The organism is Pseudomonas sp. MC6 (genome assembly GCF_054790575.1).
Genome location: NZ_CP186504.1, coordinates 3,018,627 through 3,040,661 on the forward strand (window position 1 = coordinate 3,018,627; position 22,035 = coordinate 3,040,661).

At 59.3% G+C, this 22,035-nt stretch carries 18 protein-coding genes; 9 read left to right on the top strand and 9 right to left on the bottom strand.

Annotated elements, in window-relative coordinates; all coding sequences use genetic code 11:
* Positions 1-41 precede the first annotated feature (41 nt).
* Positions 42-956: a DMT family transporter gene (locus tag ACOYXE_RS13410; protein WP_174244499.1), complete on the top strand. Its 915-nt coding sequence runs from the start codon at positions 42-44 to the stop codon at positions 954-956.
* An 88-nt stretch (positions 957-1,044) separates the two neighbouring features.
* Here ACOYXE_RS13410 and prpD read toward each other — a convergent pair whose 3' ends face one another.
* From prpD to ACOYXE_RS13440, 6 genes are all read right to left on the bottom strand, one after another.
* Positions 1,045-2,529 (bottom strand): 2-methylcitrate dehydratase, encoded by a 1,485-nt coding sequence (prpD, locus tag ACOYXE_RS13415; protein WP_160057053.1) that lies wholly within the window; start codon positions 2,527-2,529, stop codon positions 1,045-1,047.
* Between the two features lie 294 nt (positions 2,530-2,823).
* Positions 2,824-4,014, bottom strand: coding sequence for a 2-methylaconitate cis-trans isomerase PrpF (gene prpF, locus ACOYXE_RS13420; protein WP_405122024.1), 1,191 nt, complete (start codon positions 4,012-4,014; stop codon positions 2,824-2,826).
* Between the two features lie 54 nt (positions 4,015-4,068).
* Positions 4,069-6,663, bottom strand: coding sequence for a Fe/S-dependent 2-methylisocitrate dehydratase AcnD (gene acnD / locus ACOYXE_RS13425; RefSeq protein ID WP_460929602.1), 2,595 nt, complete (start codon positions 6,661-6,663; stop codon positions 4,069-4,071).
* A 199-nt stretch (positions 6,664-6,862) separates the two neighbouring features.
* Positions 6,863-7,990 carry a bifunctional 2-methylcitrate synthase/citrate synthase gene (prpC, locus tag ACOYXE_RS13430; protein WP_460929604.1) on the bottom strand — a complete coding sequence of 376 codons (1,128 nt, stop codon included), beginning with the start codon at positions 7,988-7,990 and terminating at the stop codon, positions 6,863-6,865.
* A 136-nt stretch (positions 7,991-8,126) separates the two neighbouring features.
* Positions 8,127-9,020, bottom strand: a complete 894-nt coding sequence (prpB, locus tag ACOYXE_RS13435; RefSeq protein WP_103303868.1) for a methylisocitrate lyase — start codon at positions 9,018-9,020, stop codon at positions 8,127-8,129.
* The gene (locus ACOYXE_RS13440) at positions 9,017-9,739 is read right to left on the bottom strand and encodes a GntR family transcriptional regulator (RefSeq protein ID WP_174244498.1); all 723 of its coding nucleotides are present in this window, start codon (positions 9,737-9,739) and stop codon (positions 9,017-9,019) included. Before ACOYXE_RS13440 ends, prpB begins: the two co-directional genes overlap by 4 nt.
* 357 nt (positions 9,740-10,096) lie before the next feature.
* Between ACOYXE_RS13440 and rloA the strand changes: the two genes are divergently transcribed.
* From rloA to pabB, 4 genes are all read left to right on the top strand, one after another.
* Entirely contained in the window at positions 10,097-10,633 is a 537-nt protein-coding gene (gene rloA / locus ACOYXE_RS13445; RefSeq protein WP_008081000.1) for a retropepsin-like aspartic peptidase RloA, read from the top strand.
* A 5-nt stretch (positions 10,634-10,638) separates the two neighbouring features.
* Positions 10,639-12,174, top strand: coding sequence for an osmotic stress tolerance membrane protein RloB (gene rloB, locus ACOYXE_RS13450; RefSeq protein WP_134175033.1), 1,536 nt, complete (start codon positions 10,639-10,641; stop codon positions 12,172-12,174).
* Positions 12,174-13,160: an alpha-L-glutamate ligase-like protein gene (locus ACOYXE_RS13455; protein WP_460929607.1), complete on the top strand. Its 987-nt coding sequence runs from the start codon at positions 12,174-12,176 to the stop codon at positions 13,158-13,160. The genes rloB and ACOYXE_RS13455 overlap by 1 nt, the downstream gene beginning before the upstream one ends.
* Before the next feature lie 323 nt (positions 13,161-13,483).
* Positions 13,484-14,827 carry an aminodeoxychorismate synthase component I gene (pabB, locus tag ACOYXE_RS13460; RefSeq protein ID WP_460929609.1) on the top strand — a complete coding sequence of 448 codons (1,344 nt, stop codon included), beginning with the start codon at positions 13,484-13,486 and terminating at the stop codon, positions 14,825-14,827.
* A 95-nt stretch (positions 14,828-14,922) separates the two neighbouring features.
* Here the strand turns inward: pabB and thrH are convergent, their stop codons facing one another.
* Positions 14,923-15,540 carry a bifunctional phosphoserine phosphatase/homoserine phosphotransferase ThrH gene (thrH, locus tag ACOYXE_RS13465; RefSeq protein WP_160057039.1) on the bottom strand — a complete coding sequence of 206 codons (618 nt, stop codon included), beginning with the start codon at positions 15,538-15,540 and terminating at the stop codon, positions 14,923-14,925.
* Positions 15,541-15,705: 165 nt separating this feature from the next.
* Between thrH and ACOYXE_RS13470 the strand changes: the two genes are divergently transcribed.
* From ACOYXE_RS13470 to ACOYXE_RS13480, 3 genes are all read left to right on the top strand, one after another.
* Positions 15,706-16,440, top strand: a complete 735-nt coding sequence (locus tag ACOYXE_RS13470) for a phosphoadenylyl-sulfate reductase (RefSeq protein ID WP_160057037.1) — start codon at positions 15,706-15,708, stop codon at positions 16,438-16,440.
* 575 nt (positions 16,441-17,015) lie between these two features.
* Positions 17,016-18,554, top strand: coding sequence for an NCS1 family nucleobase:cation symporter-1 (locus tag ACOYXE_RS13475; RefSeq protein ID WP_405122028.1), 1,539 nt, complete (start codon positions 17,016-17,018; stop codon positions 18,552-18,554).
* Between the two features lie 54 nt (positions 18,555-18,608).
* Entirely contained in the window at positions 18,609-19,337 is a 729-nt protein-coding gene (locus ACOYXE_RS13480; RefSeq protein WP_405122029.1) for an aspartate/glutamate racemase family protein, read from the top strand.
* A gap of 121 nt (positions 19,338-19,458) precedes the next feature.
* On the opposite strand, the gene ACOYXE_RS13485 is transcribed toward ACOYXE_RS13480, so the two are convergent.
* Positions 19,459-20,385 carry a LysR family transcriptional regulator gene (locus ACOYXE_RS13485; protein WP_405122030.1) on the bottom strand — a complete coding sequence of 309 codons (927 nt, stop codon included), beginning with the start codon at positions 20,383-20,385 and terminating at the stop codon, positions 19,459-19,461.
* Positions 20,386-20,512: 127 nt separating this feature from the next.
* Between ACOYXE_RS13485 and ACOYXE_RS13490 the strand changes: the two genes are divergently transcribed.
* Complete coding sequence (locus ACOYXE_RS13490) at positions 20,513-21,259, top strand: 3-oxoacyl-ACP reductase family protein (protein WP_053116857.1); 747 nt, start codon at positions 20,513-20,515, stop codon at positions 21,257-21,259.
* Between the two features lie 73 nt (positions 21,260-21,332).
* Here the strand turns inward: ACOYXE_RS13490 and ACOYXE_RS13495 are convergent, their stop codons facing one another.
* On the bottom strand, positions 21,333-22,028 hold the full coding sequence (locus ACOYXE_RS13495) for an HAD-IA family hydrolase (protein ID WP_034152892.1): 696 nt from the start codon (positions 22,026-22,028) through the stop codon (positions 21,333-21,335).
* Positions 22,029-22,035: the final 7 nt, after the last annotated feature.

Below are 22,035 nucleotides of genomic sequence, written 5' to 3' on the forward strand. Positions count from 1 at the left end.
CGTTCGGAGCACGCCACATGTCGACCGCCGTCAGCACACCGATGCACATCAGCAAACCCTGGCTCGCAGGACTGGTTACCAGCACCTTGTTTCTGATCGTCTGCCTGAGTTGGGGCACGACGTGGCTGGGGATCAAGATTGCGGTGGAAAGCGTGCCGCCGCTGACGGCCGCCGGATTGCGTTTTTTGATCGCTTTTCCGCTGTTTCTGAGCTTCGCGCTGTTGCGCAAGGAACCGCTGTTGTTTCCCAGAAAAAGTCGCTGGTTTTTTGTGTTCGTCACGCTGTCGTATTTCAGCCTGCCCTACTACCTGCTCAACTACGGCGAGATGCACGTGTCATCAGGCTTGACCGCCCTGCTGTTCAGTTGCATGCCGGTGTTTATCCTGCTGTTTTCCGCGTTGTTTCTGCGCGAGAAAATCTACCCGTCGCAGATGCTCGGTATCGCGATTGGCTTTGGCAGTCTGCTCATGATTATCCGCAGTCAGGGTCTGCACCTGGATCAGGCCGAATGGCTGGGGGGGCTGGCGATCCTGTGCGCAGCGGTGATGCACGCGCTGTGTTACGTGGTGACGAAAAAACATGGCAGCGCCATCAGCGTGATTACCTACAACACGCTACCGATCGGCATTGCCGGGGCGATGTTATTTATTGTCGGGCTGAGCATTGAGACGCCGGTGTTCAGGGATGTCAGCGCACGCTCCTGGGCTGCCCTGTTTTACCTAGGACTGGTGGCGTCGGTCGGCGGATTCATCGTTTACTTTTTGCTGCTTAAACGCTTGAGCCCGATCATTCTGTCGTTCGTGTTTATCATTTTCCCGGTGTTCGCCGTGATCATCGGCGCCTGGTACGAGGGACAACCCCTGTCCCGGGAGTTGATGATCTATTCAGCGATTTTGTTGAGCGGTTTTGCGATCACCAAATTGCCCATCGAAAAATGGCGTACGCGGTCCGTGTAGGAGCTGCCGAAGGCTGAGATCCTTTGATCTTGTTTTAAACATCAACGTCAAAAGATCGCAGCCTGCGGCAGCTCCTACAGGTTTTTCGTCAGATCACAAGTAGGTCGACGAAACGGTTTACCGGGGTGGCCTCGAGCCGGGTTTGATCCTTGCACAACGCAAAGATCTCACCGCTGCGCTGGCCGGTGAAACGTGTTGCCAGATTGGCCTTGAACTTGTCTTCCAGTAATGGAATGCCCTCGGCACGGCGCCGGCGATGGCCGATCGGGTACTCCACGACAACGTTTTCCGTGCTGCTGCCATCCTTGAAAAACACCTGCACGGCGTTGGCGATCGAGCGCTTGTCAGCCTCCAGATATTCGCGGGTGAAACGCGGTTCTTCGACGATGAGCATTTTCTCGCGCAGCACATCGATGATCGGATGCGCACGGTGGAAATCGTCTTCGTATTGCTCGGCGACCAGATTGCCGAAGGCCAGTGGCACGGCGGTCATGTACTGGATGCAGTGGTCGCGGTCGGCGGCGTTGGCCAACGGTCCAACCTTGGAAATGATGCGGATTGCCGATTCGTGGGTGGTGATGACGATTTTGTCGATTTCGTGCAGGCGATTGCGCACTTGCGGGTGCAGTGTCACCGCGGCTTCGCAGGCGGTTTGCGCGTGGAATTCGGCGGGAAAGCTGATCTTGAACAGGACGTTTTCCATCACATAACTGCCGAATGGCCGAGAGAAATTGAAGGCGCGTTTATCTTCCGGTTTCAGCGCCAGATCGCTGTTGGTGTGGCTGAACAGCACATCATAAAAGCCCCATTGCCTGGCGGTGAGAACGCCGGGAATGCCCATCTCGCCACGCATCGCAATATCGGCCAGACGCACACCGCGACTCGACGCATCCCCCGCCGCCCAGGATTTTCGTGAACCGGCGTTCGGCGCATGACGATAGGTACGCAGGGCCTGACCATCGGCAAACGCATGAGACAACGCCGACAACAGTTGCTCACGATTGGCGCCCATCAGTTTGGCGGTGACAGCGGTTGAAGCGACTTTCACCAGAATGACGTGATCGAGTCCTACACGATTGAAGGAGTTTTCCAGGGCAATCACGCCTTGAATTTCGTGGGCCATGATCATCGCTTCAAGCACATCGCGGATTGTCAGCGGCGCTTCAGCGCTGGCCAGACGCTTCTGCGAAAGATGATCGGCCACCGCGAGAATCCCGCCGAGGTTGTCGGATGGATGGCCCCACTCGGCAGCGAGCCAGGTGTCGTTGTAGTCGAGCCAGCGGACGATGCAGCCGATGTCCCACGCGGCCTTGACTGGGTCGAGGCGATAGGAGGTGCCGGGGACCCGCGCACCGTAAGGAACCACCGTTCCTTCGACTATCGGGCCCAGGTGTTTGGTGCACTCGGGAAAGCGCAACGCCAGCAGGCCACAGCCCAGCGTGTCCATCAGGCAGTTGCGGGCGGTGTCGAGGGCTTCGGCAGAGGGGGCTTTGAAGGTGAGGACGTAGTCGGCAATGTCCTGCAGGACACGGTCGTAATCGGGGCGGTTGTTCAGGTCGACGTTGGCGCTCATTGCGGTTCTCCTGTGCGGGAATGATGAGTGGTGCGGTCTTCCTCAGGGCTTGGCGGGTCTGGTTGATTGCAGGTCTGGGGTGCCTGCTTGTTTGGGGTTTCTTCAGTGGGAGGCCCCTCACCCTAGCCCTCTCCCGAGGGAGAGGGGACTGATCGGGGGATGCTTCAGAGGTTCACCGAAGTGAACGATCTGCGCTGAATCCATAATCGATCAGATCAATGTACAACCCCAGACACCTCGGTCGGCCCCCTCTCCCTCCGGGAGAGGGCTGGGGTGAGGGCAAAGGTTATCGAATCAGAAAGAGTCTCCGGGGATGCGTACATAGCCTTCCATCAGCACGCGGGCACTACGGCTCATGATGGCTTTTTTGACGATCCACTCGCCGTTTTCCAGACTGGCTTCAGCGCCAACGCGCAAGGTCCCGGACGGATGCCCGAAACGCACGGCATTGCGTTCAACGCCACCGGCAGCAAGGTTTACCAACGTGCCGGAAATAGCCGCCGCAGTCCCAATCGCCACCGCCGCCGTGCCCATCATCGCGTGGTGCAACTTGCCCATCGACAACGCGCGCACCAGCAAATCCACATCGCCAGCCCCAACCGCTTTGCCACTCGACGCCACGTAATCAGCAGGCTTGGCAACGAACGCGACTTTCGGCGTGTGCTGCCGCTTGGCCGCTTCATCCACATTGGCAATCAGGCCCATGCGCAACGCGCCATAAGCTCGAATCGTCTCGAACATCTGCAGCGCTTGCGGATCGCTGTTGATCGCACTCTGCAACTCGGTCCCGGTGTAACCGATGTCTGCGGCGTTGACGAAAATCGTCGGGATACCGGCGTTGATCATGGTCGCCTTGAACGTACCGACACCCGGCACTTCCAGCTCATCGATCAGGTTGCCGGTAGGAAACATCGAGCCACCGCCACCCTCTTCTTCCGCTGCCGGGTCCATGAATTCAACTTGCACTTCGGCCGCAGGAAAGGTTACGCCGTCGAGTTCGAAATCACCGGTTTCCTGCACTTCGCCGTTGGTGATCGGCACGTGGGCAATAATCGTTTTGCCAATGTTGGCCTGCCACACGCGCACCACCGCGACACCGTTGTGCGGAATGCGGCTGGCGTCGACCAGACCGTTGCTGATGGCAAACGAACCGACCGCAGCCGAGAGGTTGCCGCAGTTGCCGCTCCAGTCCACGAACGGCTTGTCGATCGAGACCTGTCCGAACAGGTAATCGACGTCGTGATCGGCCTTGATGCTTTTCGACAGGATCACGGTTTTGCTGGTGCTCGAAGTCGCGCCGCCCATGCCGTCGATCTGCTTGTCGTACGGGTCAGGACTGCCGATCACGCGCAGCAATAAAGCGTCCCGAGCCGGGCCGGGAATCTGTGCCGCTTCAGGCAGATCCTTGAGGCTGAAGAACACGCCTTTGCTGGTGCCGCCGCGCATGTAGGTGGCGGGGATTTTGATTTGTGGTGCGTGAGCCATATTGCTCCTTACCGAAAGCATGGGACTTAAAATCCCATGCCCACATCAGTTGATTTAAACGGCAACCGCCGACTCTTCAAGGAAGTCCTGAGCGAAGCGTTGCAACACGCCGCCAGCCTCGTAGATCGACACTTCTTCAGCGGTATCCAGACGACAGGTCACCGGCACGTCAACGCGCTCGCCGCTCTGGCGATGGATCACCAGCGTCAGATCCGCCCGCGGTTTGCGCTCGCCGATCACGTCGTAGGTTTCGCTGCCGTCGATGGCCAGGGTGTGACGGTCGGTGCCCGCTTTGAACTCCAGCGGCAACACGCCCATGCCCACCAGGTTGGTGCGGTGAATGCGCTCGAAACCTTCAGCGGCAATCGCCTCGACACCGGCCAGACGCACGCCTTTCGCCGCCCAGTCGCGGGACGATCCCTGACCGTAATCTGCGCCGGCAATGATGATCAGCGGCTGCTTGCGTTCCATGTAGGTTTCGATGGCTTCCCACATGCGCATGACCTTGCCTTCCGGCTCGACGCGCGCCAGCGAACCCTGTTTGACCTTGCCGTTTTCCACGACCATTTCATTGAACAGTTTCGGGTTGGCGAAGGTCGCGCGCTGCGCGGTCAAGTGGTCACCACGGTGGGTGGCGTACGAGTTGAAGTCTTCTTCCGGCAGACCCATTTTCGCCAGGTATTCGCCGGCGGCGCTGTCGAGCATGATTGCGTTGGACGGCGACAGGTGATCGGTGGTGATGTTGTCCGGCAGCACCGCAAGCGGGCGCATGCCTTTGAGCGGACGGGCGCCGGCCAGTGCGCCTTCCCAGTACGGCGGACGGCGGATGTAGGTGCTCATCTCGCGCCAGTCGTACAGCGGCGTGACCTTCGGACCGGTGTCTTCATGGACGGCGAACATCGGAATGTAGACCTGACGGAACTGCTCAGGCTTGACCGAAGACTTCACCACGGCGTCGATTTCCTCGTCGCTCGGCCAGATGTCTTTCAGGCGGATTTCCTGGCCATCGACCACGCCCAACACGTCCTTCTCGATATCGAAACGGATGGTCCCGGCGATGGCGTAAGCCACCACCAGCGGCGGCGACGCGAGAAACGCTTGTTTGGCGTACGGGTGGATGCGGCCGTCGAAGTTGCGGTTGCCCGAGAGCACGGCGGTGGCGTAGAGATCGCGATCGATAATCTCTTGCTGGATCACCGGATCGAGCGCGCCGGACATGCCATTGCACGTGGTGCAAGCGAAGGCGACGACACCGAAACCGAGCTGCTCCAGCTCAGTGGTCAGTCCTGCTTCATCGAGGTACAACGCCACGGTTTTCGAACCCGGCGCCAGCGAGGATTTCACCCACGGTTTGCGCGTCAGGCCGAGCTTGTTGGCGTTGCGCGCCAGCAGGCCGGCAGCAATCACGTTGCGCGGGTTGCTAGTGTTGGTGCAACTGGTGATGGCGGCGATGATCACTGCGCCGTCGGGCATTTGCCCCGGCACGTCATCCCACTGCCCGGAGATGCCTTTGGCGGCCAGATCCGATACCGCGACGCGGGCGTGCGGGTTGCTCGGGCCGGCCATGTTGCGCACCACCGAGGACAAATCGAAAGTCAGGCCGCGCTCGTATTGCGCGCCTTTCAAACTGTCTGCCCACAGGCCGGTGAGCTTGGCGTATTGCTCGACGAGCTGCACTTGCTGGTCTTCACGGCCAGTGAGTTTCAGGTAATCGATTGTTTGCTGATCGATGTAGAACATCGCCGCGGTAGCACCATATTCCGGGGCCATGTTGGAGATGGTTGCGCGGTCGCCGAGGGTCAGCGCGGCGGCGCCTTCGCCGAAGAATTCCAGCCACGCGCCGACGACTTTCTGTTTGCGCAGGTATTCGGTCAGCGCCAGCACCATGTCGGTGGCGGTGATGCCCGGTTGCAGCTTGCCGGTCAGTTCGACGCCGACGCTTTCCGGCAGACGCATCCACGACGCGCGACCGAGCATCACGCTCTCGGCTTCGAGGCCGCCGACGCCGATGGCGATCACGCCCAAAGCATCGACATGCGGGGTGTGGCTGTCGGTGCCGACGCAAGTATCGGGGAACGCGACGCCCTCACGCACCTGAATCACCGGTGACATTTTCTCCAGGTTGATCTGGTGCATGATGCCGTTGCCCGGCGGGATCACATCAACGTTCTTGAAAGCCTTTTTGGTCCAGTTGATGAAGTGAAAACGGTCTTCGTTGCGCCGGTCTTCGATGGCGCGGTTTTTCTCGAACGCCTGCTTGTCGAAACCGCCCGCTTCCACTGCCAGCGAGTGGTCGACGATCAATTGCGTCGGCACCACCGGATTGACCTGCGCCGGATCGCCGCCCTGCAAGGCGATCGCGTCACGCAAACCGGCGAGGTCGACCAGCGCGGTCTGGCCGAGAATGTCGTGGCAGACCACGCGCGCCGGGAACCACGGGAAGTCGAGGTCGCGTTTGCGTTCGATCAGTTGTTTGAGGGAATCGGTGAGCGTGGCCGGGTCGCAGCGACGTACGAGGTTTTCCGCCAGCACGCGGGAGGTGTACGGCAGGGTGTCGTAACTGCCGGGCTGAATCGCTTCGACCGCCGCACGGGCGTCGAAATAATCCAGAGGGCTGCCGGTCAGGGTTTTACGGAATTCTGTGTTCATCGGGTCAGGACTCGGGTCACGGTAGTTTCAAAGGGTGAGGCCAGAAACCTGAGTTACACACCGTCCACTGTGGGAGCGAGCCTGCTCGCGAAAGCGGTAGATCAGTCTACATCCATGCTGGATGTCAGTCCGTCTTCGCGAGCAGGCTCGCTCCCACAGGGTCTAGCGGTGCTCTCTGGTTCCGGGTCAGCTCACCATTTCAGCGACGTTCGATTGGCACGAACTTGCGCTGTTCAACGCCGACGTACTCGGCGCTTGGACGGATGATGCGGTTGTTGGCGCGCTGTTCGAACACATGCGCAGCCCAGCCGGTCAGGCGCGAGCAGACGAAAATCGGCGTGAACAGCTTGGTCGGGATGCCCATGAAGTGGTACGCCGAGGCATGGTAGAAATCGGCGTTGGGGAACAGTTTTTTCTGCTCCCACATGGTCTTGTCGATCGCTTCGGAAACCGGAAACAACACCTTGTCACCGACTTCATCCGCGAGTTTTTTCGACCAGCCCTTGATCACCTCGTTGCGCGGATCGCTGTCCTTATAGATCGCGTGGCCGAAGCCCATGATCTTGTCTTTGCGTTCGAGCATGCCGAGGGTGCCTTTGATTGCCTCTTCCGGCGACGAGAAGCGTTCGATCATTTCCATCGCCGCTTCGTTGGCGCCACCGTGCAACGGGCCGCGCAGTGAGCCGATGGCGGCGGTCACGCAAGAATACAAATCGGACAGGGTCGAGGCGCAAACGCGGGCGGTGAAGGTCGAGGCGTTGAATTCGTGTTCGGCGTAAAGGATCAGCGAGACGTTCATCACTTTGACGTGCAGTTCGCTCGGTTTCTTGTCGTGCAGCAGGTGCAGGAAGTGGCCGCCGATAGTCGGCTCGTCGCTAACGCAGTTGATGCGTTTGCCGTCGTGGCTGAAGCGATACCAGTAGCACATGATCGCCGGGAACGCGGCGAGCAGACGGTCAGTCTTGTCGCGCTGCTCGGAGAAGTCTTTCTCCGGTTCGATGTTGCCGAGGAACGAGCAACCGGTGCGCATCACGTCCATCGGGTGGGCTTCGGCAGGGATGCGTTCGAGCACTTCTTTCAGCGCTTGCGGCAGGTCGCGCAGCTTGCTCAGTTTGCCTTGGTATTCGTCAAGTTGCGCTTTCGTTGGCAGCTCGCCGTACAGCAGCAAGTACGCGACTTCTTCAAATTGCGCATCGGCTGCCAGTTCACGCACGTCGTAGCCGCGATAGGTCAGCCCGGCACCGGCCTGGCCCACGGTGGACAGTGCGGTTTGCCCGGCAACCTGGCCACGGAGCCCGGCGCCACTGAGTACTTTTGCTTCGGCCATTGTGTTCTCCAATCTTCTTGAATTTGTATGGGGAAACTTGTGGGAGCGAGCCTGCTCGCGAATGCGTCGTGTCAGTCACATTGATATTGCCTGACCCGCCGCTTTCGCGAGCAGGCTCGCTCCCACAGGGTTTGATTCAGCCTTTCTTTTGTGCAAACAACGCATCGAGCTTCTGCTCGAACGTGTGGTAATCGATGCGATCGTAAAGCTCCATGCGAGTCTGCATGGTGTCGATGACATTCTGCTGCGTGCCGTCGCGGCGGATTGCGGTGTAGACGTTTTCCGCGGCCTTGTTCATCGCGCGGAACGCCGACAGTGGATAGAGCACCAGCGAAACATCGGCGCCAGCCAGTTGCTCGGTGGTGTACAGCGGTGTCGAACCGAACTCGGTGATGTTGGCCAGAATCGGCGCTTTCACACGGTTGGCGAACAGCTTGTACATCTCCAGCTCAGTGATCGCTTCCGGGAAAATCATGTCAGCACCGGCCTCAATGCACGCGGCAGCGCGATCGAGTGCCGATTCCAGACCTTCCACCGCCAGCGCATCGGTGCGGGCCATGATCACAAAGCTGTCGTCGGTGCGGGCATCAACGGCGGCTTTGATGCGGTCGACCATTTCCTGCTGGCTGACGATCTCTTTATTAGGACGGTGGCCGCAACGCTTGGCGCCAACCTGATCCTCGATATGAATCGCCGCCGCGCCGAACTTGATCATCGACTTCACCGTGCGCGCGACGTTGAACGCCGACGAGCCGAAACCGGTGTCGACGTCGACCAGCAGCGGCAGATCGCAAACGTCGGTGATACGGCGCACGTCGGTCAGCACGTCATCCAGACCGGTGATGCCCAGATCCGGCACGCCGAGCGAGCCTGCGGCCACCCCGCCACCGGACAGGTAGATCGCCTTGAAACCGGCGCGCTTGGCCAGCAGCGCGTGGTTGGCGTTGATCGCGCCGACCACCTGCAAGGGATGCTCGCTGGCGACCGCATCGCGGAAACGCTGGCCTGGGGTGCTGTGCTTGGAACTCATGACTCACCTCGTTCAGTGGCTGTCTTATTGTGGGTGCCGTCCTGGTAATGACGGGCGATGTTGCGTTTCGAGGCGCCGATGTGACGGCGCATCAACAATTCCGCGAGCTCGCCGTCACGGTCGGCGATGGCATCGAGAATCCGGTGGTGTTCGGCGAAGGCCTGACGCGGGCGGTTCGGTGTGGTGGAGAACTGGATGCGGTACATGCGCACCAATTGATAGAGCTCGCCGCAGAGCATCTGCGTCAGCGTGCGGTTGCCGCTGCCCTGGATGATCCGGTAATGGAAGTCGAAATCACCTTCCTGTTGGTAATAACCCACGCCGGCCTGAAACGCCGCGTCGCGCTCGTGGGTTTCCAGCACCCGGCGCAGTTCGTCGATTTCTTCGACGCTCATGCGTTCGGCCGCCAGACGGCAGGCCATGCCCTCGAGGGATTCGCGGATTTCGTAGAGTTCGAGCAATTCGGCGTGGCTGAGCGAGACCACCCGCGCACCAACGTGTGGTACGCGCACCAGCAGGCGCTGGCCTTCCAGGCGATGAATCGCCTCACGCAACGGCCCACGGCTGATGCCGTAGGTGCGCGCCAGCTCCGGCTCGGAGATCTTGCTGCCCGGAGCGATCTCGCCTTTGACGATGGCTGCCTGAATGCGCCGGAAGACGTTTTCCGAGAGTGTCTCGGAATCGTCGCCGCTGATGACCGGGGGATCGAGTTGATCCAGCATGATTGTCGACACCTTTAAATCCAATGCGGCAAAAACTAGCCAATTAGCCCGCATCAGTCAAAGGATAAATGGGCATTGTCGACAATCGTCTAATAACCTTAAAAGATCGCAGCCTTCGGCAGCTCCTACAGGTCGCACGCAAATCCTATGTAGGAGCTGCCGAAGGCTGCGATCTTTTGATGTTTTATAGACCGGCCCCGGCGCTGGCGCCATAAAACCACCGTGCTAGAATGCCGCCCGCATTTGCTGGCCATTTGTACGGCTTGTCATATAAAGCTGCCAGGCACACGAAGGGCCTTGCGCAAGTTTTGCCAAGGACCTGAACCGAAAACGGAACGCTGCGCACCAGGATTTATGAGACTCAAGCCTTTTCCCACATTCTTTGCCCTGTTTTGCCTGCCCGGCCTCGCCGCCGCGGGGGAAAAAACCGTGTACGGCCTCAACGAATACGCTTCGCTTGACGGCATCAATCTCGAAGTCGCAGCCAAACTCGATACGGGCGCGAAAACCGCCTCGCTGAGTGCCCGCGACATCAAACGCTTTAAACGCAATGGTGAGTCCTGGGTACGTTTCTACCTGGCGATTGACGCCGCGCATTCGCACCCGATCGAACGGCCGTTGGCCCGGGTCAGCAAGATCAAGCGCCGCGCCGGCGACTACGACCCTGAAGAGGGTAAGAAGTACACCGCCCGTCCGGTGATCGAGCTGGATATCTGCATGGGCACGGCGCTTCGCAGCATCGAAGTGAACCTGACCGACCGAAGTGCGTTCCAATACCCGCTTTTGATTGGCTCCGAAGCGCTGAAACGCTTCGATGCGCTGGTCGATCCAAGCCTTAAATACGCTGCCGGCAAACCCGCCTGCACCATCGCCGCTCATACCGCCGAGTAATTTCCATGCGTTCTCTAACCTTCCACCTGAAAATCCTGATCACCATTCTGGTGCTCCTGGGCGTTTCGGTTACGGCCTATCAGATTTTCGTGCTCGGCATCCCGGTGACCGAAGATGCCACCGACGACTTGTGGAACATCGACGCGAAGGTCGAGTTCGTCGCCAGCACCAAGGATCCGGTGAAGATCCAGATGTTCGTGCCACCGTTGAGCCGCGACTACGTCAGTCTCAACGAAAGCTTTATCTCCAATAACTACGGCGTCGCCGTCAACCGCGTCGACGGCAACCGCAAGGTCACCTGGTCGGCGCGCCGGGCCAAGGGCAACCAAACCCTTTATTACCGTTTGGTGCTGACCAAGCGTTACACCGCCGAAAAATCCAAGATCAAGGGCCCGACCTTCCGCGACAGCATCGCCATCGAAGGCCCTGAGAAAATCGCCGCCGAAGCCCTGCTCGCGCCGATTCGCCAACACTCGGCCGACGTCGAAACCTTTATTGGCGAGGCGATCAAACGCGTCAACAACCTTAACGATGACAACGTGAAACTGCTGCTGGCCGGCGATCCATCGACGGCGCACAAAGCCAAAATCGTCGAACTGCTGTTGTCCATCGCCCACGTCCCGGTGGAAAAAGTCCACACCATCCGCCTCGTCGCCGACCAGCCACAAATGCCTGAACTGTGGCTGCGCAGCTTCAACGGCAACGACTGGCTGTACTTCAACCCGGAAACCGGCGAGCAAGGCCTGCCGACCGACCGCCTGCTGTGGTGGACCGGCGATGAAAACCTGATCACCGTCGACGGTGGCAAAAAAGCCAACGTGACCTTCAGCCTGAACAACAGCGAGATGAACGCGATTCGTCTGGCCAAGCTGACCGACGAAAACACCGACGCCAACTTCCTCGAATACTCGCTGTATGGCTTGCCGCTGCAGACCCAGCAGACCTTCATGATCATGGTGATGATCCCGATCGGCGTGCTTGTCATTCTGATCCTGCGAAACCTGATCGGCCTGCAGACCCTCGGCACGTTTACCCCGGTACTGATCGCTCTCGCCTTCCGCGAAACGCAGCTGGGCTTCGGCATTCTGCTGTTTACCGTGATCACCGCGCTGGGCCTGTCATTACGTTCGTATCTGGAACACCTGAAGTTGCAAATGCTGCCGCGACTCTCGGTGGTGTTGACCTTTGTTGTGGTGCTGATCGCAGCGATCAGCCTGTTCAGCCATAAGCTGGGCCTGGAACGCGGGCTGTCGGTGGCGCTGTTCCCGATGGTGATTCTGACCATGACCATCGAACGCCTGTCGATCACTTGGGAAGAGCGCGGTGCCAGCCATGCGATGAAAGTCGCCATTGGCACACTGTTCGCGGCGTCACTCGCGCACCTGATCATGACCGTGCCAGAGCTGGTGTACTTCGTGTTCACCTTCCCGGCGATCCTGCTGATTCTGGTCGGCTTCATGTTGGCGATGGGGCGTTATCGCGGCTACCGCCTGACCGAGCTGGTGCGCTTCAAGGCTTTCCTGAAGAAGGCTGACGCCTGATGTTCGGTTTCTGGAAGACCTGGAAGGCCCTGGAGGCGCGGGGCATCATGGGCATCAATCGGCGTAACGCCGACTACGTGCTCAAGTACAACAAGCGCAGCCTGTACCCGATCGTCGATGACAAGATCATCACCAAGGAGCGCGCCATCAAGGCCGGCATTCACGTGCCGGAGCTGTATGGCGTGATCTCCACCGAGAAGGAAATCGACAAGCTCGACGAGATCATCGGCGGGCGCAGCGACTTCGTGATCAAACCGGCGCAGGGCGCGGGTGGCGACGGCATCATCGTGATTGCCGACCGCTTCGAGGGTCGCTATCGCACGGTGTCGGGCAAGATCCTTACTCACGAAGAGCTTGAGCATCACATCTCGAGCATCCTCACTGGCCTGTATTCGCTGGGCGGCCACCGTGACCGCGCGCTGATCGAATACCGGGTAACGCCGGATCAGATCTTCAAAAGCATCAGCTACGAAGGTGTGCCGGACATCCGCATCATCGTGCTGATGGGTTATCCGGTGATGGCGATGCTGCGCCTGCCGACCCGGCAGTCGGGCGGCAAGGCCAACCTGCACCAGGGCGCGATTGGCGTCGGTGTCGATCTGGCGACCGGTTTGACGTTGCGTGGCACCTGGCTGAACAACATCATCACCAAACACCCCGACACCACCAACGCGGTGGACGGCGTGCAACTGCCCTACTGGGACGGTTTCATGAAGCTCGCGGCTGGCTGTTATGAGCTGTGCGGGTTGGGCTATATCGGCGTTGATATGGTGCTGGATCAGGAGAAAGGTCCGCTGATTCTGGAGCTGAATGCGCGGCCGGGGCTGAATATCCAGATCGCTAACGACTGTGGGCTGACGTTGCGTACGCATGCGGTGGAAGCGCGGTTGGAAGAGCTGAAGGCGCGTGGGGTGACGGAGACGGTTGAGGAGCGGGTGGCGTTTACTCAGGAAATGTTTGGGCATATTCCTGCGGTCGAAGGCTAAGAGCTGAAAAACTAAAAGCCCCTCACCCTAGCCCTCTCCCAGAGGGAGAGGGGACTGACCGAGTCGATTGTTCGAGGTACATCGACCTGAGATATCGAGTCGAACTCAGGTCTTGAAAAGCCCCCGATCTGCCCCCATCCCCCTCGCCAGCTTGAGATATCGAGCCGAACCTGGATCTTGAAAAGCATGAAGATCGGCTCCCTTTCCCCCTCGCCCCCCCCTTGGGGGAGAGGGTTGGGGTGAGGGGGAGGCTTTTGACTTTGATCTGGCATCGGAGAGGACTACAATCCCCACCCCGCCTCAACGGCCGATCTGCCCCGCCCATGTTGACCTGTTCCGTACACCCGCTGCCCTACCGCGCCAATCCCGCCGACTATTTCGCGGCCATCCGCAACGCGCCCGGCGCCGTGCTGCTCGACAGTGGCCGGCCGAGCGCTGACCGTGGCCGTTATGACCTGCTCAGCGCCTGGCCACTGGAACAACTGGCGGTGTTGCCTGACGAAAGCGGCAGCCATTTCCTGCAACGTCTGCGTGACAATCTGAATCGCCTCGGTGAGGCTGATTTGCCAGCGGGTTTCGAACTGCCATTCGCTGGCGGCTTGATCGGTTATCTGAGCTACGACTTCGGCCGGCATCTGGAAAACCTGCCGAGCCAGGCCCGCGATGATCTGCAGCTGCCGGATGCACGTTTTGGCCTCTACGACTGGGCACTGATCAGCGATCACCAGGCGACCACCAGCCAATTGGTCTTCCACCCGTCGGTGATTGATAGCGAGAAACAGCGGCTGATTGCGTTGTTCACGCAGCCAGTCGCCAGTGCACTGATCCCGTTCAAACTGAACAAGCCGATGGCCGCCGATCTCTCGGCCGACGATTACCGCCAGGCGTTCGAACGCATTCAGCATTACATCCAGGCCGGCGACTGCTATCAGGTCAATTTCGCTCAGCGTTTCCGCGCGTCGTGCCAGGGCGACCCGTGGCTGGCCTACTGCAAATTGCGCGAAGCCTGCCCGACGCCGTTTTCCGGTTTCCAGAGCCTGCCCGACGGCGGCGCCGTGTTGAGTCTGTCACCCGAGCGCTTCGTCAAAGTCAGCCAGCGCCAGGTGGAAACTCGCCCGATCAAAGGCACCCGCCCGCGTGGCCTGACACCCGCCGAAGATGCCGCCAACGCCGCTGAACTGCTGGCCAGCCCCAAGGATCGCGCGGAAAACCTGATGATCGTCGACCTGTTGCGCAACGACCTCGGCCGCACCTGCCGCATCGGCTCGGTGCGGGTGCCGGAGTTGTTCAGCCTGGAAAGCTATCCGAACGTGCATCACCTGGTCAGCAGCGTGACCGGTGAATTGGCGGATGACCGCGATGCACTGGATCTGATTGCCGGCAGCTTCCCCGGCGGCTCGATCACCGGCGCGCCGAAGATTCGCGCGATGCAGATCATTGATGAGCTGGAGCCGACGCGGCGTGGGTTGTATTGCGGGTCGCTGCTGTATCTGGACGTGCGCGGCGAGATGGACAGTTCCATCGCGATCCGCAGTCTGTTGGTCAAGGATGGGCAGGTGTGTTGCTGGGGCGGCGGCGGGATTGTTGCCGATTCGGACTGGCAGGCGGAGTATCAGGAGTCGATCACCAAAGTCAAAATCCTCCTGGAAACCCTGCAGAACCTCTAAAAGCTTAAAAGCTTCGCGAGCAGGCTCGCTCCCACAGGGTGAATACGTTCCAAATGTGGGAGCGAGCCTGCTCGCGAAGGCGTCCTTCCAGACGACTAAAAACTCAACTCTCTATTAGAAGCCTTCAAGAATTCCTGTTTCAACTCGGCAAAGGTATGCACCGCCGGAAACTGCGGAAACTCGCGAATCACATTCTCCGGCGCGTGAAACAGAATCCCCGCGTCCGCCTCGCCCAGCATCGTCGTATCGTTATACGAATCCCCCGCCGCAATCACCCGGTAATACAGGCTCTTGAACGCCAGCACCGACTGACGCTTGGGATCTTTCTGACGCAGTTGATAGCTGGTCACCCGCCCGGTCTCGTCAGTAATCAGACGATGGCAAAGCAACGTCGGGAAGCCCAACTGGCGCATCAGCGGCTGTGAAAACTCGTAAAACGTGTCCGACAGAATCACTACCTGAAAGCGTTCGCGCAGCCAATTGACGAACTCCACCGCGCCGTCCAGTGGCTTCAGCGTGGCGATCACTTCCTGAATGTCCGACAGCTTCAAGCCATGCTCATCAAGGATGCGCAGGCGCTGCTTCATCAGCACGTCGTAATCGGGAATGTCCCGGGTCGTGGCCTTGAGGGATTCGATTCCGGTTTTTTCGGCGAAGGCGATCCAGATTTCCGGCACCAACACCCCTTCAAGATCCAGGCAAGCAATTTCCACAAGACACTCCCGTTTGTATTGATTATTTGAGTCGAGCGAGGCCGAACTCTAGCGACTCACATGCAGACGCGCAACGCACAGCACGTCCCCGAGTCGTGCAGCTTTTTGTTACCATCAGCGCCATATAGAGCGCCCAGCGCCACCGACCTGTAGGAAGCCGCCCTGATGAGTGCAACGTTCGACGTCGTGGAACTCGCCACGACCTATGCCAACAAATCCGCGCAAGACATCCTCAAACTCGCGTTTGCCGAGTTCGGCGATGACCTGTGGATATCTTTCAGCGGCGCCGAGGATGTGGTGCTGGTGGACATGGCCTGGAAGCTCAACAAGAACGTCAAGGTGTTCAGCCTCGACACCGGCCGTCTGCATCCAGAGACCTACCGCTTCATCGATCAAGTGCGCGAGCACTACAAGATCGATATCGAACTGGTGTCGCCGGACTACACGAAACTCGAACCGTTCGTGAAGGAAAAAGGCCTGTTCAGTTTTTACAAGGACGGCCACGGCGAATGCTGCGGCATCCGCAAGATCGAGCCGCTGCGCCGCAAACTGTCCGGTGTCAAAGCCTGGGCCACCGGCCAGCGCCGCGACCAGAGCCCGGGTACACGCAGTGCCGTGGCGGTGATGGAAATCGATACTGCGTTCTCCACTCCTGAGCGCACCCTGTACAAGTTCAACCCGCTGGCGCAGATGACCAGCGAAGAGATCTGGGGTTACATCCGCATGCTCGAACTGCCGTACAACAGCCTGCATGAGCGCGGCTTTATCAGCATCGGCTGCGAACCGTGCACCCGCCCGGTGCTGCCGAACCAGCACGAGCGCGAGGGGCGCTGGTGGTGGGAAGAAGCGACGCAGAAAGAGTGCGGGCTGCATGCCGGTAACATCATCAGCAAGACGTAACTCCCTGTCGCGCTGATTTCCCCCTGTAGGAGTGAGCCTGCTCGCGATAACGGTGTCTCAGTCGATGAATTTTTTGCCTGATATACCGCTATCGCGAGCAGGCTCACTCCTACAAAGGTCACTAGCGACTCTAAAAACGTGTACACACGAATGTCACCATCGGTGCCATTTATGTGTGCACTTTTTTGTTTCCGCGCCCTGAAAAGTTACATCCCGCCTGCAAAACGCTCACCCCAATCCGCGATGAAATTCCCGCGCCAAAAATAAATACCTGTTCAACCGGTCAATTTTTAACCAATTATTTTCAGACACTTAGCGCTCATCGATAACTTTCCGAAATGAGCACGGTTGCGCATAGATCAACGACTGGCACAGATCTGGCTTAGGTGCATACATGTTTTGTATACAAAACTGCAAAACATAAACACTTTCGATCCGCAAGCCTGAAGCGCCCTATCCCGTACAGGCTGCAGATGCCCCGTAACCAGTGATGTTTGCTGGCCGCGACGAAGATTTGTCGAGCCTCACGGCTTATGCACAGTCATCGCAGCCTTGGACATCAGGAGCCTGCCGGAATGCGTACAAGTCTCTCCAATAACATCGCGCTGAATCTGCCTGCCTCTGCTCTCGATCAACCGTCGCCGCACGATGGCCTGATTGAGCCGCTGCAACTGAGCCCCCGCCTGCACAACAGCGATCTGGCGCCAACCAAGGCCGAAGGTCGACGCTGGGGCAAATACAGCATCTTCGCCCTGTGGACCAACGATGTGCACAACATCGCCAACTACTCGTTCGCCATTGGCCTGTACGCCCTGGGCCTGGGGGGCTGGCAGATTCTGCTGTCGCTGGGGATTGGTGCGGCGCTGGTGTATTTCTTCATGAACCTGTCCGGTTACATGGGGCAGAAAACCGGGGTACCGTTTCCGGTGATCAGCCGGATCAGTTTCGGCATCCATGGCGCGCAAATTCCTGCGCTGATCCGCGCGGTTATCGCCATTGCCTGGTTCGGGATTCAGACGTATCTCGCCTCGGTGGTGTTCCGCGTGTTGCTCACAGCGGTGCATCCCGGTTTTGCCGAATACGACCACGATTCGATTCTTGGCCTGTCGACGCTGGGTTGGATTTGCTTCGTGGCGATCTGGTTCGTACAACTGGCGATCCTCGCCTACGGCATGGAGATGGTTCGCCGCTACGAAGCGTTTGCCGGGCCGGTGATTCTGCTAACCGTTGCCGCCCTCGCCGCCTGGATGTATTTCCAGGCCGACGCGACCATCGCCTGGTCGATCCGCGAACCGCTCACCGGTGGCGAGATGTGGCGCAACATCTTTGCCGGCGGCGCGTTGTGGCTGGCGATCTACGGCACGTTGATTCTGAATTTCTGCGACTTCGCCCGCTCCTCGCCGTGCCGCAAGACCATCAAGGTAGGAAACTTCTGGGGTTTGCCGGTGAATATTCTGGTGTTCGCTGCGATTACTGTCCTGCTCTGCGGCGCGCAATTTCAGATCAATGGCCGGATCATCGAAAGCCCGACCGAGATCATCGCCTCGATTCCCAACACCTTCTTCCTGGTGCTCGGTTGCCTGGCATTCCTGATTGTCACCGTGGCGGTGAACATCATGGCCAACTTCGTCGCCCCGGCCTTCGTCCTCAGCAACCTCGCGCCGAAGTACCTGACCTTCCGCCGCGCCGGGCTGATCAGCGCGACCATCGCTGTGTTGATCCTGCCGTGGAATCTCTACAACAGCCCACTGGTGATCGTGTACTTCCTGTCCGGTCTCGGCGCCCTGCTCGGCCCGTTGTACGGGGTGATCATGGTTGACTACTGGTTGATCCGCAAAGGCCGGATCAACGTCCCGCAGCTCTACAGCGAAGATCCCAACGGCGCTTATTACTACAGCCACGGCGTCAATTTCCGTGCGGTGGCGGCGTTTATTCCTGCGGCGCTGATCGCGATCGTCCTGGCCTTGGTTCCCGGTTTCCACAGCGTCTCGCCGTTCTCCTGGCTGATCGGCGCCGGGATCGCCGGAATGCTTTACCTGATCATCGCCAAACGCCAACCGCACTACGCCGACATCAGCGGCGAATCGATCGCTGTCGACAACGTCTGCCATTAACTCCCTCGCGGCCCGGTTTCGGGCCGCAGAACTGCCCGCTATAAGGATTTCCCCATGCGTATTCTCGTGGTCAACGTCAACACCACCGAGTCCATCACCGAGGCCATCGCCCGTTCAGCGCAGACTGTTGCGTCACCCGGTACCGAAATCGTCGGTTTGACGCCGTACTTCGGTGCCGACTCGATTGAAGGCAACTTCGAAAGCTATCTGGCGGCCATCGCGGTGATGGATCGGGTGATGGCCTACGATCAACCGTTCGACGCGGTGATTCAGGCCGGTTACGGCGAACATGGTCGTGAAGGTTTGCAGGAATTGCTCAACGTGCCGGTGGTGGACATCACCGATGCTGCAGCGAGTACGGCGATGTTTTTGGGGCATGCGTATTCGGTGGTGACCACGCTGGATCGCACCGTGCCGCTGATTGAGGATCGGTTGAAACTGTCCGGTCTGTGGGACCGCTGCGCTTCGGTACGGGCCAGTGGTTTGGCGGTGCTGGAACTGGAACACGAGCCGCAGCGTGCCTTGGAAGCCATCGTGCATCAGGCTGAACTGGCGGTGACGCAGGACAAAGCCGAGGTGATCTGCCTGGGTTGCGGCGGCATGGCCGGGCTGGATGAGCAGATTCGTCGGCGTACCGGGGTGCCAGTGGTGGATGGAGTGACGGCGGCGGTGACGATTGCGGAATCGCTGGTTCGACTGAAGTTATCAACCTCGAAAGTGCGGACTTACGCGACACCGCGACCGAAGACCATCATTGGCTGGCCGGGGCGGTTTGCCCGCTGAGGTCATCAGCGAAAAACCGAGTCGACCCATTCGCGAGCAGGTTCGCTCCCACAGGGGAAACGCATTCCAAATGTGGGAGCGAGCCTGCTCGCGAAGGCCACAACTCGATCTGATGCCTTACTCAAATCGCACTGAACCGTCGCGCCAACCCCTGCTCCGCAAACTGCTCAATCACAAAATCCACAAACGCCCGAGTCTTGCCAGGCAACAATTTATGTTCGGCGTAATAGATCGAGATATTGCCATCATCAACAAACCAGTCCGGCAACACCCGCTGCAATGTCCCGGCCTGCAGATAGCCCACCGCAAACGGCATACTCACCAGCGCGATTCCCAAGCCTTGTGCTGCTGTCCTGCAAGCCGCCTCGGAATCACTCATGGTCATTCGCGCCTTGAGCATCAACGGCTGACAGTTCTGTGGATTACGTCCGGTCAATTGCCAGGAACGCACGCGTCCGGTTTGCGGCGAGCGGATCAGAATGCCGTCGTGATGGCTGAGGTCGTCTGGATCGATGATCTTGGGGTTGGCCTGTAGATAATCTTTGGATGCCACCAATATACGGTGCGCCGGGCTCAACTTGCGTGCGATCACCCCTTGCGGCAGTTCAAAACCACCACCAATGGCCGCATCAAAGCCCTGCCCGATCAGATCAACCTGTCGATTATCGAAATGCCAGTCCGGATTGATCGCGGGATATCGTCGTAGAAACTCACCGAGCATCGGCACGATATGCAGACAGCCAAATGCTGCGCCCATGCTGACTTTCAGCGTTCCCGCCGGCAGGCCTTCGACACTGGACAGATTGGCCACGGCATTTTGAATCGTCGTCAAACTGCCACTGACCTGATCGAGGAAAAGTTGCCCGGCCTCGGTCAGCGTCAGGCTGCGTGTACTACGCTGGAACAGCCGCACGCCGAGCCGCACTTCGAGTTTGGCCACACTTTTGCCGACGGCTGCCGGGGTCAGACTCAAGCGTCGCGCGGCCTCGGCAAAGCTGCCGACTTCGGCGCTGCGCACGAAGCATTCAATGCTGCTGAAGGTTTCCATGATTGCCACTATAAACTTCTGGTTTACACAGACTATAGCAATCATGGTCTACACAGTTGTCGATACCACGCCGATACTCGGCACCAATACCAAGGCATTCCCGCCTTGATCACACTGGAGATCGAACATGACCACTCAACACCTCAGCGGTAAAGTTGCTCTGATTCAAGGCGGTTCCCGTGGTATCGGCGCAGCCATCGTCAAACGCCTGGCCGCTGAAGGCGCTGCAGTAGCCTTCACCTACGTCAGCTCCACCGCCAAAGCCGAAGAATTGCAGAACAGCATCACCGCCAACGGCGGCAAAGCCTTGGCGATCAAGGCTGACAGCGCTGATGCCGCCGCCATTCGCCACGCCGTCAGCGCCACCGTCGAAGCCTTTGGCCGCGTCGATATTCTGGTCAACAACGCTGGCGTGCTGGCCGTCGCACCACTGGAAGATTTCAAACTCGAAGACTTCGACCAGACCGTGGCGATCAACATCCGCAGCGTCTTCATCGCCTCGCAGGAAGCCGCCAAGCACATGGGCGAAGGCGCGCGCATCATCAACATCGGCAGCACCAACGCCGACCGCATGCCCTTTGCCGGCGGCGGTGTGTATGCGATGAGCAAATCAGCGCTGGTCGGCCTGACCAAAGGCCTGGCCCGCGACCTCGGCCCACGCGGTATCACCGTCAACAACGTGCAACCCGGCCCGGTCGACACCGACATGAACCCGGCGCACGGTGACTTTGCCGAAAGCCTGATCCCGTTGATGGCAGTGGGTCGTTACGGCAAAGCCGAAGAAATCGCCAGTTTCGTCGCCTACCTGGCAGGCCCGGAAGCCGGTTACATCACCGGTGCCAGCCTGACCATCGACGGTGGTTTCGGCGCCTGATTTTTCCGGGTCGCCTGAACGAAAAACGCCGCCCCTCTTGTTACAGAGGGGCGGCGTTTTTTGTGTCAGATGCTTACGCCCATTCCAGCGCCGGCAAGCCGCAAGCACTCGGAGTAAACGCTTTCAGTGTGCGCAGAATCCCGTCGGCGTGTGCGTACTTTTCATCGGCCATGGCAGCATCGGGGATCGCAATCGCGGTCATGCCTGCGGCTTTCGCAGCGGTCACGCCAAACGGCGAATCCTCGAACACCAGACAATCTTCAGGCGCGACACCCAAACGACGGGCAGCGGTCAGGAAGATATCCGGCGCCGGTTTGGCCGCGCCGACTTCCGGGTCGTCTGCCGTGACGATGAAGTCGAACAACGCAAACCAGTCACGGTGCAGCGTGGTTTTCTGGCCGAACGATTGACGCGAGGAACTGGTGCCAACAGCAATCGGGATGTTGTGCGCCTTGAGATGGCGAATCAATTCCTCTGCGCCCGGCATCGCTTGTGCGGTGGGAAAACGTTCGCGCATCAGCGGCTCGCGAATCACCAGAAACTCTTCGGCGGTGATCGGCAGATCCAGCGCCTGCACCACGTAGTTCGCCAGATCGTTGGCCCCGCGACCAATGATGTTCTGCTTGATGCTCCAGTCGAAGGTGCGCCCGTAGCGCCCGGCAATCAACGAGGTGACTTCGGTGTAAATGCCCTCGGTGTCCAGCAGCAAACCGTCCATATCGAAAATCACGGCCTTGATCGGGCCGAACGCCTTCAGCGGTGCATTCATCATCGGA

Bases quoted from the DNA above. Each gene is read 5' to 3' on its own strand.
- rloA (WP_008081000.1), top strand. From the start codon at position 10,097: ATGAGACTCAAGCCTTTTCCCACATTCTTTGCCCTGTTTTGCCTGCCC.
- ACOYXE_RS13475 (WP_405122028.1), top strand. From the start codon at position 17,016: ATGCGTACAAGTCTCTCCAATAACATCGCGCTGAATCTGCCTGCCTCT.
- prpD (WP_160057053.1), bottom strand. From the start codon at position 2,529: ATGAGCGCCAACGTCGACCTGAACAACCGCCCCGATTACGACCGTGTC.
- ACOYXE_RS13455 (WP_460929607.1), top strand. From the start codon at position 12,174: ATGTTCGGTTTCTGGAAGACCTGGAAGGCCCTGGAGGCGCGGGGCATC.
- pabB (WP_460929609.1), top strand. From the start codon at position 13,484: ATGTTGACCTGTTCCGTACACCCGCTGCCCTACCGCGCCAATCCCGCC.
- ACOYXE_RS13480 (WP_405122029.1), top strand. From the start codon at position 18,609: ATGCGTATTCTCGTGGTCAACGTCAACACCACCGAGTCCATCACCGAG.
- prpF (WP_405122024.1), bottom strand. From the start codon at position 4,014: ATGGCTCACGCACCACAAATCAAAATCCCCGCCACCTACATGCGCGGC.
- rloB (WP_134175033.1), top strand. From the start codon at position 10,639: ATGCGTTCTCTAACCTTCCACCTGAAAATCCTGATCACCATTCTGGTG.
- prpB (WP_103303868.1), bottom strand. From the start codon at position 9,020: ATGAGTTCCAAGCACAGCACCCCAGGCCAGCGTTTCCGCGATGCGGTC.
- acnD (WP_460929602.1), bottom strand. From the start codon at position 6,663: ATGAACACAGAATTCCGTAAAACCCTGACCGGCAGCCCTCTGGATTAT.
- ACOYXE_RS13495 (WP_034152892.1), bottom strand. From the start codon at position 22,028: ATGAATGCACCGCTGAAGGCGTTCGGCCCGATCAAGGCCGTGATTTTC.
- ACOYXE_RS13490 (WP_053116857.1), top strand. From the start codon at position 20,513: ATGACCACTCAACACCTCAGCGGTAAAGTTGCTCTGATTCAAGGCGGT.
- ACOYXE_RS13470 (WP_160057037.1), top strand. From the start codon at position 15,706: ATGAGTGCAACGTTCGACGTCGTGGAACTCGCCACGACCTATGCCAAC.
- ACOYXE_RS13410 (WP_174244499.1), top strand. From the start codon at position 42: ATGCACATCAGCAAACCCTGGCTCGCAGGACTGGTTACCAGCACCTTG.
- ACOYXE_RS13485 (WP_405122030.1), bottom strand. From the start codon at position 20,385: ATGGAAACCTTCAGCAGCATTGAATGCTTCGTGCGCAGCGCCGAAGTC.
- prpC (WP_460929604.1), bottom strand. From the start codon at position 7,990: ATGGCCGAAGCAAAAGTACTCAGTGGCGCCGGGCTCCGTGGCCAGGTT.